Source organism: Acinetobacter sp. YH12252 (genome assembly GCF_013417365.1).
In the GTDB taxonomy this organism is placed as follows: domain Bacteria; phylum Pseudomonadota; class Gammaproteobacteria; order Pseudomonadales; family Moraxellaceae; genus Acinetobacter; species Acinetobacter towneri.
Genome location: NZ_VPEA01000006.1, coordinates 1 through 12,919, shown reverse-complemented (window position 1 = coordinate 12,919; position 12,919 = coordinate 1). Strand labels below are relative to the sequence as shown.

Sequence of the window (12,919 nt, the reverse complement as noted above, 5' to 3'; positions counted from 1 at the left end):
AAAATAAGAGCATTCAATTAGGGAGCGTGACATGCAAAGTGATTATTTTCAGCAACTCACCCACAGTTTGCAGCAACAGGGTACAGGAACACCGCAACTGATTGTGGATATGGCACGTTTTCAGCATAACTTGGATTATGTTGCAGCCCATTTGCCTGCACGGTTGCAACCACGACTGGTGGTGAAATCGCTAGCGTGTTTGGAGATATTGCAACACGCAAGCCAAAGTCTGAATACGCAGCGTTTTATGTTGTTTCATCTGCCACATTTGTATGAAGTGATGCAGCACTTTCCACAAGCAGATGTACTGTTTGGCAAGCCAATGCCAATACGTGCGGTAGATGCTTTTTATCAGCAGGTGATGGCGTCTGCTGAGAATATCCAATTGCATTTACAATGGTTGGTTGATCAACCTGCACGTTTACAACAGTATTTACATTTGGCACAACAACGCCAGCTTTGTTTGAATATTAATCTTGAAATTGATATCGGTTTGCATCGTGGTGGGGCGCAAGATCATGCTGGATTTATGCAAATGCTGGAATTGATTCAGCAGCATCCACAACATTTAAAACTGTCAGGTTTGATGGGGTACGATGCGCATGTGGTGAAATTACCAAATGTATTTCATGCACAAGCCAAAGCCTATCAACACTCACAGCAGCAATATAGAAATTATAAACAACTGATTCAGCATCATTTTCCAAAGTTGTGGCAGGATGACTTGTGTTTTAACGGTGGTGGTAGCCTGACATTTATGCAGCATTGTCAGCACAGTGAATGTAATGATCTGGCTTTTGGTTCGATGTTGCTTAAACCCAGTGATTTTGATTTAAAAATCTTGTCAGATTTGCAATCGGCTTTGTGGATTGCAACACCTGTTTTAAAGGTATTGGCTGCGGTACAAGTGCCAGGCTTAGATCGTTTGCAGTCCTATTTGCCACAATCCAATCAAGCCGTTTTTGTTTATGGTGGCTATTGGATGGCAGATTATGTTTATCCTGAGAGCAGTCATCCACATGCTTTATACGGACGCAGTAGCAATCAAGAGTTGATTCAAGTACCCAAACAGCATCGCATCCAAATAGATGATTATGTATTTTTACGCCCGCAACAGAGTGAGGCGGTGTTGCCACAGTTTGAAGCGGTGTATGCCTATCAACATGGACAATTCACGCCGTGGGCAACCTTTAGGGAATAAAAACAGCTGAAATGCCGATTCTTTGGCTTTTTTAGTACACAAAGGTTTAAACCTGTACGCAAGCCGTGTAAAATTTAAGGCGCTTTTTATTTATACACCGTTTTTATCTTTTGAGGGTCTCCCTTAATCATAATCTCGCGGTGATATGCTCCATGGTACGGGGCATCACTCCTTAAGGATTTTTATCTATGCCTATTATCACTTTGCCAAATGGCGATCAAAAACAGTTTGATCAAGCCGTATCTGTGATGGAAGTTGCTCAAAGCATCGGTCCGGGTCTTGCCAAAAATACAGTTGCTGGACGTGTGAATGATCGTTTGGTCGATGCCTGCGATTTAATTACCGAAGATGCAACCCTACAAATTATTACGCCTAAAGATGAAGAAGGCGTAGAGATTATCCGTCACTCATGTGCGCACTTAGTGGGGCATGCGGTAAAACAGCTTTTCCCTGAAGCGAAAATGGTGATTGGCCCTGTCATTGAAGAAGGTTTCTACTATGACATCTGGATGCCTCGTCCATTTACGTTAGATGATTTGGCAGCAATCGAAGAGCGTATGAAAAAGCTCATCGACCAAGATTATGATGTTGTGAAAAAAATGACCCCGCGTGATGAAGTAATTGCAGAATTCACAGCGCGTGGCGAAGAATATAAATTACGTTTGATTGCAGACATGCCAAACGAAACTCAAATGGGTTTGTACTATCATCAAGACTATTTGGATATGTGCCGTGGTCCACACGTTCCAAACACTAAATTCTTAAAGTCGTTCAAACTCACCAAAATTTCTGGCGCTTACTGGCGCGGTGATGCGAAAAACGAACAGTTACAACGTATTTATGGTACGGCTTGGGCAGACAAAAAGCAGCTCGCGGCGTATATCAAACGTATTGAAGAAGCAGAAAAGCGTGACCACCGTAAAATTGGTAAAGCTTTGGACTTGTTCCACATGCAGGAAGAAGCGCCGGGCATGGTGTTTTGGCATCCAAATGGTTGGACGATTTACCAAGTACTTGAGCAATACATGCGTAAAGTACAACAAGACAACGGTTACCTAGAAATTCGTACCCCGCAAGTGGTCGATTTCACGCTATGGGAAAAATCAGGACATGCTGCCAACTACGCAGACAATATGTTTACCACCCATTCTGAAAACCGTAACTATGCAGTAAAACCAATGAACTGCCCATGTCACGTACAAGTCTTTAACCAAGGGCTAAAGTCATATCGTGATTTGCCAATTCGTCTGGCAGAATTTGGTTCATGTCACCGTAACGAGCCATCAGGTTCACTGCACGGCATTATGCGCGTACGTGGCTTTACTCAAGACGATGCCCACATTTTCTGTACCAAAGAACAAATTGGGCCAGAAGTTGCAGACTTCATCAAACTGACTTTAGATGTTTATAAAGATTTCGGTTTTGAAGAGGTGCAAATGAAACTGTCTACACGTCCTGAAAAACGTGTGGGAGATGATGCACTTTGGGATATGGCAGAAAAATCTTTGGCAGATGCTTTGGATGCTGCAGGTCTGGAATGGGAGTTACAGCCAGGTGAAGGTGCGTTCTACGGCCCGAAAATTGAATTCTCACTGAAAGACTGCTTAGGTCGTGTGTGGCAATGTGGTACAATTCAGTGTGACTTTAACTTGCCTGAGCGTTTAGAGGCATCTTATGTCACTGAAGACAATGATCGTGATCAGCCTGTAATGTTGCACCGCGCAATTCTTGGCAGCTTTGAACGATTTATTGGTATACTTATTGAGCACTATGCAGGCTTTATGCCACCATGGTTAGCGCCAGTGCAAGCTTGTGTCATGAATATTACCGATTCACAAGCTGCTGCAAGTGAACAGGTCGTCGCAAAACTTAAAGAAAACGGTATTCGTGCTATTTCTGACTTGAGAAATGAGAAAATCGGCTTTAAGATTCGTGAGCGTACATTAGAGCGTATTCCATACTTACTGGTACTTGGGGACCGTGAAGTGGAAGAAGGAACGGTAAACGTCCGTACTCGCTCAGGAACAAATTTGGGTACTATGTCAATTGATGCTTTCATTGACCTAGTGAAAACAGCCGTCGCAGAACGCGGCCGGTATATTGTGGAGTAACAGCGATTAAACAGCCTGACCGTAATCAACAGGGCGGAAAATCTAACCGTCCTGCTTTGAATGATGAAATTCGTGCAAAAGAAGTCCGTCTTGTAGACGAAAATGGTGAGCAAAAAGGTATTGTAAGCTTGGCTGATGCATTACGCGCAGCAGAAAGCGTTGACCTTGACTTGGTGGAAATTGTGGCAAATGCCGAACCACCAGTGTGCAAAATCATGGACTTTAACAAGCATTTGTTTGATCTAAAGCAAAAGCAGAAAGAAGCGAAGAAAAAACAGCATCAAGTACAGGTGAAAGAAATCAAGCTCCGCCCTGCGACTGATGTTGGTGATTACAACGTAAAATTACGTGCAATTATCAAATTCCTTGAAGAAGGGAATAAGGTAAAAATCACTTTACGCTTCCGTGGTCGTGAAATGGCTCACCAACAGTTAGGTTTGGCTCAATTGCAAAAAGTTGAAGCAGATGTAATTGAATATGGTGTAGTTGAACAAGCACCAAAAATGGAAGGTCGTCAAATGGGTATGTTGCTTGGTCCTAAAAAGAAAAAGTAATCCCATCTTGAACAAAAGAAGCACTGCACCTTGGCGGTGCTTTTTTTTGCGTGATGAAAGTGAGCATCTATGTTTCATGTTTATGAGATATGCCATTCGATAAAAAAACTCTACGCAGCGACACGCAACAAACGCTTAAAAACATGCTATAACTAAAACCGCAGTAGAAGAATGCTGGTCAAAAAGCAAAAAAAGTAATGAAGGATAAAACATGATTGATCTTTATTATTGGGGCACCCCCAACGGTCATAAAATTAGTATTGCACTTGAAGAAATGGGTTTGGAATATCAAATTTTCCCCATCAATATTTCAGAAGATGATCAATTTCAGCCAGATTTTTTAAAAATTTCGCCCAATAATAAAATTCCTGCAATTGTCGATCAGAACGGTCCGCGTGGTGAGCCAATCTCTGTGTTTGAGTCGGGTGCAATTTTGCAATATCTAGGGCGCAAAACTGGCATGTTTTATCCTACCGATGAACAGGAGCGTGTTGAAGTAGAGCAGTGGCTCATGTGGCAAATGGGTGGTTTTGGTCCAATGTTAGGACAGAATCATCATTTTAGCCGTTATGCACCAGAGAAAATTCCTTATGCGATTGAACGCTATATCAATGAATCCAAGCGTTTGTATGGCGTGTTAAATAAGCAGTTGATGGGGCAAAAGTACGTGGCGGGCGAATATTCAATTGCTGATATGGCTATTTTGCCGTGGGCGTTACGTCATGACTGGCAAAATATTTCGCTGGAAGATTATCCGTATGTACAAGACTATATTACACGGCTGACTGCGCGCCCTGCAGTGCAGAAAGCACTCGCGATTCAAGTTTAAATCTACTTTTATGCTAAGATGCCAGCCACCTGATACCTCACTTTTTCAGGTGGCTTTTTTATTGGATGAGCTATGCAAGAATTTTTTTTAAACTTTACCAAGATTGTTGAGCAAAATGCCGAAGTGTATTGGAGCATTATTTTGGGCATTGTGTCTTGCTTGATCTTATTTGTGATCGAAGCATTTCATGTGCAGAATATGATTGCGGCTTTAAATAGCACAGATCAACAGGTTTTACGTGCTGCGATTGAGCCTGTTACTCAGCGTTATACATGGGCACGTGCGGCACTTATTTTGCTTAGTATTTTTTGGGCGAGCTGGGAATATCGTAAAACCAAGCAGGCTTTAGGGCTTTAAATCGTCTATGCTTTGGACGCTGTTTGGTTTATTTTTATCTGCATTTGGTGCGGCAACTTTATTGCCTTTACAGTCCGAAGCTGTGTTGTTGGGGCTGTTATATGAAGGCAGCTATGCACCCATTTGGCTGATTAGCATTGCCAGTCTAGGCAATATTTTAGGTTCTTGTGTGAACTGGTATTTGGGACTCAAGATCGAACATTATAAAGATAAAAAGTGGTTTCCTGTTTCGGCTACACAATTAGAAAAAGCACAGCACACCTACGCCAAATATGGGTTTTGGTCTTTACTGCTCAGTTGGATGCCGATTATTGGTGATCCAATTACGCTGATTGCAGGTTTAATGAAAGAACATTTTGCCCGTTTTGTGTTGATGGTGAGTCTAGCCAAAATCGGGCGTTATCTGTTTATTTATTTTGTTTATACATGGGTTTAAGCAAGCAACCCCTATTATCTATAGACACTTATGACTGTTCTTGAGCATCACACGTGTTTAAATCAAAATAAATTTCATCTTTTAATTTTGACTTTTTATACAGCCAAAATTGACGCGGTACATCTACTTGAGCAGCTTTCACTGCAGCTAAAATTTGTTGATCAAGTGCGTATTGTCCCGAACCTTGTGTCAATTTCACACGTTTCACTTCGCCATGCTTATTTACTTTGAATTGAAACTTTAACTTACGTGAGTGATTTTTTAAATCTTCCGCACTTAAGTTTAATTGTGGTTGACTACGATACTTAAATTGAACTTTTTGCTGTTGTTGCTGTGCTAACCATTGTTTAGATTGAAAATCAAACTGGCAATCTTCGTGCTGGTTATCCTGAAATCTTAAATTAAAGCTTTGAAAACCAATGGTCGGTACGGCAGTATCTTCTACATAGGTCGGTTGAATTTCAGCAGTGCGAACCGCTTGTAATAAGGCATCATCTAATTTTTTCAGCCCTGTACTTTCTTGAATAGTGGCTTGACTGATTTTGCCGGTTTCATCTGCATAAATACGCACAATTGCAGCTCGGTTTTGTTGATTTAAATCTTCATTTTTATATTTGGGTTGTGGAAACTTGCGCCATGCTAAGCGTGTGGTGAGATGAGCAGGCAAGGCAGCACTTTTTTGTACTTCGAGTGTGGCTTTTGGTGTCGATTTCTGCTGCGGTGGTTTTGCAAAAAGATGCGTCGCACTGAGTCCAAACAATAGAGTTATATATAGAGATGTTTTCATCATATTACGGTCTTTTTTATCTCACACAAGACGAGGCGAAGTATTGATGGAATTGTGGATAATCGCAAGGGTAATCCGCAACTTATTGCAAGTTTTTAGGGTGTTGATCTGCACAATTTTTGACAGAGCTTTAGCTTTATTTTGAATTGTAGTGGGTGTTCACAATTCCAGTATTTTTTCCTGAGTTGAATTACGGCAAATGAGTGAGGTAATGATCATTTTTTATTTAGCCAATATGCTTTTGTTTTAAGCAAAGATGCTTTAGAATACTCGCTCCCTTACCTGCAGGTCGTTTTTGCAATGGTGCAGACGTGCCGAACAGGTGTTTAAAGAGGTTGTTATGGCTAAGTTAAAAACTCGCCGTGGTGCAGCTAAACGTTTCAAAGCGACTGCTAACGGTTTCAAGCGTAAACAAGCGTTCAAACGCCACATTTTGACCAAAAAATCTGCTAAACGTATCCGTCAATTGCGCGGCTGTGTAATGGTTCACGTGAGTGACGTTGCTGCTGTTCGTGCTATGTGCCCATACATCTAAGGAGATTATAAATGGCTCGTGTAAAACGTGGTGTACAGGCTCATCGCCGTCATAAAAAAATTCTTGCTCGTGCTAAAGGTTACTATGGTGCTCGTTCACGCGTATATCGCGTAGCGTTCCAAGCGGTAATCAAAGCAGGTCAATACGCTTACCGTGACCGTCGTCAAAAGAAACGTCAATTCCGTGCTTTATGGATTGCGCGTATCAATGCGGGCGCTCGTCAAAATGGTTTATCGTACAGCCGTATGATCGCTGGCTTGAAAAAAGCACAAGTGATTATCGACCGTCGCGTACTTGCTGACATCGCTATGCATGACGCAGTTGCATTTGCTGCTTTAGCTACAAAAGCTAAAGATGCATTAGCTGCATAAGTCTTTATGACTTAAAAGAAAGACCGCATTTGCGGTCTTTTTTTATGCCTGAAATTTAGGGTCTCTGCCAAGTTTCATAACTCAATCTGAGAAATTTTTAGCCACAGCCTGAGCAAAAACAAGCACTGCTTTGTTTGCAGCGGAAGGCGCAGCGAAGGACAAGCATATTTTTTGCTGCTATTGCGTTATGTGCCGGTCATTTAGAATGACTAAATTTCCTGTCCCATGCCTTATATCAGCTAAAAAATATGCGTTGTCGCAAACATAGACGAATTGTCAACAGCCCCTAAGCTTATAAACCAAAATAATAGGCAGCTGCACAAATAACCACAGTCATTAAAATCAGTTTAATCACGGCAGATGTACCCACTTTATGCGTAGCTGCAGGTGTTGGTATTTGTGGTGAAGCGATGTTTTGTACTTGGCTAGGCGTTGATTCAAAAGGATCAGGTGTTTGCACTGGCGTGAGCTGTGCGGTCTGATAATGGTTCGCAACCTTGGTGATAAATTTGGCGTGTAAATCTTCAAGTTTCTGAGAAAAATGACGTAAATTGAGTTGTTCGCTTGGTTCAAGTTCTGTGCCATCGGCATGATAAGGATGCTGGATTTTATTCTGAATGTGTTGATCCAGTGCATCTAAACGATACAGCATCTGATGTGCATAGGCAGCAGGGTAGTCTGCGGGAATTAACGCCAAAGTTGGGTACATGCTTTCAGTTGCGTTTTGAGTAAGATCTACACCGAAATAAGGTTTAGCGCTTTGCTCTGGTTCAACAAACTCTGTAGCACAAGGATTTAAAAATAATTCGGAGCGAATAAAGCGATCAATTTCATCCCAGTTTGGAGAGGCAAAATCTGTATCGAGCTGTCTGGCAAGTTTGTGATTTAATTGATAACGCCACATGACTTCTTGACGTAGCTCGCTCTGTTGGGAAACAGGCGCCATATAATCTTGTTCTGCGGTATACCATTCTGCAAGCTCTTTTCCGAAAATCCAAGCAGATTTGTGCTGTGCCTCGTGACTCACAATAAAGTGTGCAAAAGGCAATAACTCTACATTTGGATTGGGGTTTTTTTCATCATTTAAAATACTTGCCTGATGTAGGCTTAAACGTCGCACACCTTGTTGTTTAAGATGCTCTAACCAGATTTGAAAGTGTTGTGCCAGTAAATGTTGTGACAATAAATCACGAAACTGAATTTGATGCTGGTTAAACACTTGATGCTTGAGCCAATGATTAAAACTTAAATCTTGAGCCAAATATTCATTGCCATAAGTCACAAGGGCAAGTTGCTGTTTCCAAATCTGATCGAGCGCCATAATGTTGAGATCTCGTGGTGATTGGCTTTATCTTATACTTTTTGTATTTCAAGATGCTAATCTAATTTTCATTACATCGAAGCTTCATCAAAGCGACTAAAAACTGTTAGAATACGGGGTTTTTAAATTATTTCTAAATTGTTGCTTTTGAGAGTTACTATGTCACTGGAAGCCCTGACCAATGAAGCGCTCGCTGCAATTGCAGCAGCAGAGGACCTTGCTACACTCGACCAGGTGCGAGTGCAATTTACGGGGAAAAAAAGCCAGCTTGCGGAACAATCCAAAGCACTGGGTAAAATGGACCCTGAACAGCGTAAAGAATTTGGTGCACAAATTCATGCTGTGCGTGAAGCAATCAATGCGGCATTAACTGCGCGTCAAACTGAATTACAACAAGCGGCTTTGGCACAAAAACTGGCGAATGAAACCGTTGATATTACTTTGCCAGGTCGTGGTCAAAGCATCGGCAGTATTCACCCAGTTACGCAGGTACAGGAACGTATTTGCCAATTCTTTACCAAAGCAGGTTTTACCGTGGCAACGGGCCCAGAAGTTGAAGATGACTATCACAACTTTGAAGCGTTGAATATTCCAGGACATCACCCTGCGCGTGCCATGCACGATACTTTCTATTTTGATGTGAATCATTTATTGCGTACCCACACGTCGGGCGTACAAATTCGCACCATGGAAAATCAACAGCCGCCTATTCGTATTGTTTGTCCAGGTCGTGTGTATCGCTGCGACTCAGACCAAACACACTCACCAATGTTCCATCAAATTGAAGGCTTATACGTCGCAGAAAATACCAGTTTTGCAGAACTCAAAGGTTTGTTAATTAACCTGTTAAACGAATTCTTTGAAAAAGACTTAAAAGTACGTTTCCGTCCATCTTATTTCCCATTCACAGAGCCAAGTGCCGAAGTGGATATTATGGATGAACGTGGTCGCTGGTTGGAAGTTTTGGGCTGCGGTATGGTGCATCCAAATGTGTTACGCGCTTCAGGCATTGATCCAGAAAAATATAAAGGTTTTGCCTTCGGTTTAGGGGTAGAGCGTTTTGCGATGTTGCGTTATGGCATCAATGACTTGCGTATGTTCTACCAAAATGATGTGCGTTTCTTGCGCCAGTTTGCTTAAAACTTTTTAAACAACCTTTCCTAAAATTAGGAGAGGGAAAAGAGATTATTTTTAAATTTTAAAAATCCCCCTAAATCCCCCTTTGTAAAAGGGGGACTTACGCGAAATAAATAGAAGTGTGGGAATTCCCCTCTTTATTAAAGAGGGGGTAGGGGAGATTCAGGAAATGAATGTATGAAAATTAGCGAAAATTGGCTACGCACGTGGGTTAACCCAGCCATTGACAGCGATACTTTATCGAATCAACTCACGATGCTGGGTCTAGAAGTTGATGATATGTCACCAGCAGCAAAGCCATTTACAGGCGTTGTGGTGGGTGAAGTCTTAACGGTTGAACAGCATCCAGATGCAGATCGTTTACGTGTGACTACGGTAAATATTGGTTCAGGTGAGCCGTTGCAGATTGTGTGTGGTGCGCCAAACGTGCGTGTAGGTATGAAAGCACCTGTGGCAACCATTGGTGCGGTATTGCCAGGCAACTTTAAAATCAAAAAAGGCAAACTGCGTGGTGTGGAATCACAAGGGATGCTCTGTGGCGCATCAGAAATTGACCTTGAAGATAAACTTGATGGTTTATTGGAACTGCCTGCAGATGCACCTGTAGGTGTGAATGTACGTGAATATCTTGATCTAGATGACCATGTCATTGATATCAGTATTACTCCAAACCGTGGTGATTGTTTCAGTATTCGTGGTATTGCCCGTGAAATTGGGGTGATTAACCAATTGCCAGTGAATACACCTGACATTCAGGCAGTAGCGGCAACTATTCAGGATGAAAAAACTGTACAAAGTTTGACGGAAGGCTGCCCACGTTATTTAGGTCGTGTGATTAAAAATGTAAATACCAAAGCCGCTACACCTGAGTGGATGGAGCGCGCGTTGGCACGTTCAGGTATCCGTCAGCACAGTATTTTGGTTGATATTACCAACTATGTCTTGATTGAATTGGGTCAGCCAATGCACGCTTTTGATGGTGCTAAAATTCAAGGTGGCATTCAAGTTCGTCAAGCGACTGCAGCAGAAAAATTGGTGCTGTTAAACGAGCAAGAAGTTGAGCTGCAAGATGATGTGATGGTGATTGCCGATGACGCAAAAGTATTGGCGATGGCGGGCATCATGGGTGGTTTATCTTCTGCGGTAAGTGATGAAACCACAGAAATTTTCCTTGAATCCGCTTTCTTTGCACCATTGCATATCGCAGGTCGTGCACGTCGTTATGGTTTGCATACCGATGCCTCACAGCGTTATGAACGTGGTGTCGATTTTGAATTGCCATTATTGGCGATGAACCGTGCATCACAACTGATTGCAGAATTTGCTGGCGGCGAATTTGGTCCAATTACAGTGGCAGAACAAGCAGCACAATTGCCAACACGTGAAGCAATTGCGTTAAATCAAGCGCAAGTCGATCAGCTCTTGGGTTATCACGTTGATGCTACATTTATTGCCGATGCTTTAACTCGTTTAGGCTGCGAAGTTACTGTTCAAGCTGAAGGTCAGTGGAGCGTTGTACCACCATCACATCGTTTTGATATGGCAATTTACCAAGACTTAATTGAAGAAGTTGCTCGTATTCACGGTTATGACAACATTCAAATCAGTTTGCCTGTGATTGATGTGCAATTAGCAAAATACCAAGATCAGTTTGAAGTTGCGCAATTACGTCAAACCGCAGTGACTTTAGGTTATCAAGAAGCAATTAGTTTTAGCTTTGCCGATGCAAAATTGGAAAAACAATTAAACCCTGCAGTGAATCCGTTGGCATTGGCGAATCCAATTTCAAGCGATTTGGCAGTAATGCGCTCAACGTTGTTATCCAGCTTAATTCCATGCGTTCAGTACAACGTGAATCGTCAACAAAACCGTGTGCGTTTCTTTGAGTTGGGTTTACGTTTTGATTATCAACATGCAGCAAGCATTCATGACTTGAAGCAAATTCCAACTTTGGCATTGATTGCGGTGGGTGCTAAACATGCAGAATCTTGGCATGCTAAAGCTCAGCCTATGGATTTCTTCGATTTTAAAGGCGATATTGAAGAAATTTTAGCTGCAGGTCGTGTGCAGGTAGAGTATGTTCGTTCAGAGCGTACTTGGTTGCATCCTGGACAATCTGCTGAAATTTTGGTAGATGGTCAGTCTATTGGTTACTTTGGTCGTTTACATCCATCTTTAGAAGATGAGCTGGATTTAGGCACGGCTTGGGTAGCAGAACTCGATCAAACAGCAGTTTTGCAAACTTATGTATCTAATTTTACAGAATTATCACGTTTTCCATCGGTTAGACGTGATATTGCGCTTTTAATTAGTGATAAGATAAATGTAAGCGAAATTCAGCAACTTATTGAAAAAACGGGTGGAGCGCTGTTAGACTCAACTTGGTTATTCGATGTGTATACTGGACAAGGTGTTGAACAAGGCAAGCGTTCTTTGGCTTTTGCTCTGTTATGGCAACATCCAACACGTACACTTGAAGATGCTGAAATTAAATCTGGTATGGATAACATTCTGCAAGTGTTGGAAAACACTTACCAAGCGACATTGAGGGCTTCATGACAGCATTAACAAAAGCAGAAATGGCTGATCATTTAAGTGAGCTCACGAGTTTAAACCGCCGTGAAGCGAAACAAATGGTCGAGTTATTTTTTGATGAGATCAGCCAAGCACTGATCTCTGGCGAGCAAGTTAAACTTTCAGGGTTTGGGAACTTCGAGTTACGTGATAAACGTCAACGACCTGGTCGCAACCCGAAAACAGGCGAAGAAATTCCAATTTCAGCCCGCCGTGTAGTCACATTCCGCGCAGGGCAGAAATTCCGCCAGCGTGTGGGAAATGAGCAGATCGATTGATCTGCTTTTTTTTATGCTTTTTATAAGAGATTTTAGAAAGACGCTGTGATTTAGCAAGACATAGTGATTGATCTTGCAATTGAGAGTAATTAACTATAACTAAAAATATAGACAAATATTTGCATAAGTGCTCATTTTGTCTATGTCGATTCAGTAGTGGCAAGGTGGGTATTTATTAGAGATTTAAATGATTATCTTTTGTATTTTAGGTGAGTGTCTTGGTATATTAGCATCCATATCTATTGATTATCCAATCCCTTAACCTAGGCATGACTTTGTGAAATTAACACGCATTCATCACTGTAAAAACTTGAATGTGCAAAAGTACAAACAGCTTGAGAAACAAGCTGTTTTACTTGGTCGTATTCGTAGCGAGGTGTGGGCTAAATATGGTGCTATTTCAGGTTTGAATATCAGTGACAGAGCTA

General features: G+C 41.8%; 13 protein-coding genes. 11 read left to right on the top strand and 2 right to left on the bottom strand.

The features are described 5' to 3' along the window. Positions 1–31 precede the first annotated feature (31 nt). The 6 genes from FTV28_RS07540 to FTV28_RS07515 all read left to right on the top strand — a co-directional run bounded on the left by FTV28_RS07540 (position 32) and on the right by FTV28_RS07515 (position 5,488). Positions 32–1,201 carry an alanine racemase gene (locus tag FTV28_RS07540; protein ID WP_178318757.1) on the top strand — a complete coding sequence of 390 codons (1,170 nt, stop codon included), beginning with the start codon at positions 32–34 and terminating at the stop codon, positions 1,199–1,201. Between the two features lie 188 nt (positions 1,202–1,389). Then, a complete protein-coding gene (thrS, locus tag FTV28_RS07535; RefSeq protein WP_004975142.1) occupies positions 1,390–3,312 on the top strand; it encodes a threonine--tRNA ligase in 1,923 nt (640 codons plus the stop codon). 5 nt (positions 3,313–3,317) lie between these two features. Continuing rightward, positions 3,318–3,866, top strand: coding sequence for a translation initiation factor IF-3 (gene infC, locus FTV28_RS07530; RefSeq protein WP_096902435.1), 549 nt, complete (start codon positions 3,318–3,320; stop codon positions 3,864–3,866). Positions 3,867–4,077: 211 nt separating this feature from the next. Further along, positions 4,078–4,695, top strand: coding sequence for a glutathione S-transferase N-terminal domain-containing protein (locus FTV28_RS07525; RefSeq protein WP_004975146.1), 618 nt, complete (start codon positions 4,078–4,080; stop codon positions 4,693–4,695). Between the two features lie 72 nt (positions 4,696–4,767). Next, entirely contained in the window at positions 4,768–5,052 is a 285-nt protein-coding gene (locus FTV28_RS07520; RefSeq protein WP_179989947.1) for a hypothetical protein, read from the top strand. 7 nt (positions 5,053–5,059) lie between these two features. Further along, a complete protein-coding gene (locus FTV28_RS07515) occupies positions 5,060–5,488 on the top strand; it encodes a YqaA family protein (RefSeq protein ID WP_179989945.1) in 429 nt (142 codons plus the stop codon). 28 nt (positions 5,489–5,516) lie between these two features. Here FTV28_RS07515 and FTV28_RS07510 read toward each other — a convergent pair whose 3' ends face one another. Beyond that, a complete protein-coding gene (locus FTV28_RS07510) occupies positions 5,517–6,278 on the bottom strand; it encodes an energy transducer TonB (protein WP_179989943.1) in 762 nt (253 codons plus the stop codon). A 337-nt stretch (positions 6,279–6,615) separates the two neighbouring features. On the opposite strand from FTV28_RS07510, the gene rpmI reads away from it, so the two are divergent. After that, a complete protein-coding gene (gene rpmI / locus FTV28_RS07505; RefSeq protein ID WP_004975152.1) occupies positions 6,616–6,810 on the top strand; it encodes a 50S ribosomal protein L35 in 195 nt (64 codons plus the stop codon). An 11-nt stretch (positions 6,811–6,821) separates the two neighbouring features. Further along, positions 6,822–7,181, top strand: a complete 360-nt coding sequence (gene rplT, locus FTV28_RS07500; protein WP_004975153.1) for a 50S ribosomal protein L20 — start codon at positions 6,822–6,824, stop codon at positions 7,179–7,181. A 292-nt stretch (positions 7,182–7,473) separates the two neighbouring features. Here the strand turns inward: rplT and FTV28_RS07495 are convergent, their stop codons facing one another. Further along, positions 7,474–8,502, bottom strand: a complete 1,029-nt coding sequence (locus FTV28_RS07495) for a hypothetical protein (RefSeq protein ID WP_004975155.1) — start codon at positions 8,500–8,502, stop codon at positions 7,474–7,476. A gap of 159 nt (positions 8,503–8,661) precedes the next feature. On the opposite strand from FTV28_RS07495, the gene pheS reads away from it, so the two are divergent. The 3 genes from pheS (at position 8,662) to FTV28_RS07480 (ending at position 12,491) form a co-directional block, all read left to right on the top strand. Then, entirely contained in the window at positions 8,662–9,642 is a 981-nt protein-coding gene (gene pheS / locus FTV28_RS07490; RefSeq protein WP_004975156.1) for a phenylalanine--tRNA ligase subunit alpha, read from the top strand. A gap of 174 nt (positions 9,643–9,816) precedes the next feature. Then, positions 9,817–12,198: a phenylalanine--tRNA ligase subunit beta gene (gene pheT / locus FTV28_RS07485; RefSeq protein WP_179989940.1), complete on the top strand. Its 2,382-nt coding sequence runs from the start codon at positions 9,817–9,819 to the stop codon at positions 12,196–12,198. Next, positions 12,195–12,491: an integration host factor subunit alpha gene (locus tag FTV28_RS07480; protein WP_004649746.1), complete on the top strand. Its 297-nt coding sequence runs from the start codon at positions 12,195–12,197 to the stop codon at positions 12,489–12,491. Before pheT ends, FTV28_RS07480 begins: the two co-directional genes overlap by 4 nt. Positions 12,492–12,919: the final 428 nt, after the last annotated feature.

Bases quoted from the DNA above. Each gene is read 5' to 3' on its own strand.
- FTV28_RS07540 (WP_178318757.1), top strand. From the start codon at position 32: ATGCAAAGTGATTATTTTCAGCAACTCACCCACAGTTTGCAGCAACAG.
- thrS (WP_004975142.1), top strand. From the start codon at position 1,390: ATGCCTATTATCACTTTGCCAAATGGCGATCAAAAACAGTTTGATCAA.
- FTV28_RS07525 (WP_004975146.1), top strand. From the start codon at position 4,078: ATGATTGATCTTTATTATTGGGGCACCCCCAACGGTCATAAAATTAGT.
- FTV28_RS07520 (WP_179989947.1), top strand. From the start codon at position 4,768: ATGCAAGAATTTTTTTTAAACTTTACCAAGATTGTTGAGCAAAATGCC.
- FTV28_RS07515 (WP_179989945.1), top strand. From the start codon at position 5,060: ATGCTTTGGACGCTGTTTGGTTTATTTTTATCTGCATTTGGTGCGGCA.
- FTV28_RS07510 (WP_179989943.1), bottom strand. From the start codon at position 6,278: ATGATGAAAACATCTCTATATATAACTCTATTGTTTGGACTCAGTGCG.
- rpmI (WP_004975152.1), top strand. From the start codon at position 6,616: ATGGCTAAGTTAAAAACTCGCCGTGGTGCAGCTAAACGTTTCAAAGCG.
- rplT (WP_004975153.1), top strand. From the start codon at position 6,822: ATGGCTCGTGTAAAACGTGGTGTACAGGCTCATCGCCGTCATAAAAAA.
- FTV28_RS07495 (WP_004975155.1), bottom strand. From the start codon at position 8,502: ATGGCGCTCGATCAGATTTGGAAACAGCAACTTGCCCTTGTGACTTAT.
- pheS (WP_004975156.1), top strand. From the start codon at position 8,662: ATGTCACTGGAAGCCCTGACCAATGAAGCGCTCGCTGCAATTGCAGCA.
- pheT (WP_179989940.1), top strand. From the start codon at position 9,817: ATGAAAATTAGCGAAAATTGGCTACGCACGTGGGTTAACCCAGCCATT.
- FTV28_RS07480 (WP_004649746.1), top strand. From the start codon at position 12,195: ATGACAGCATTAACAAAAGCAGAAATGGCTGATCATTTAAGTGAGCTC.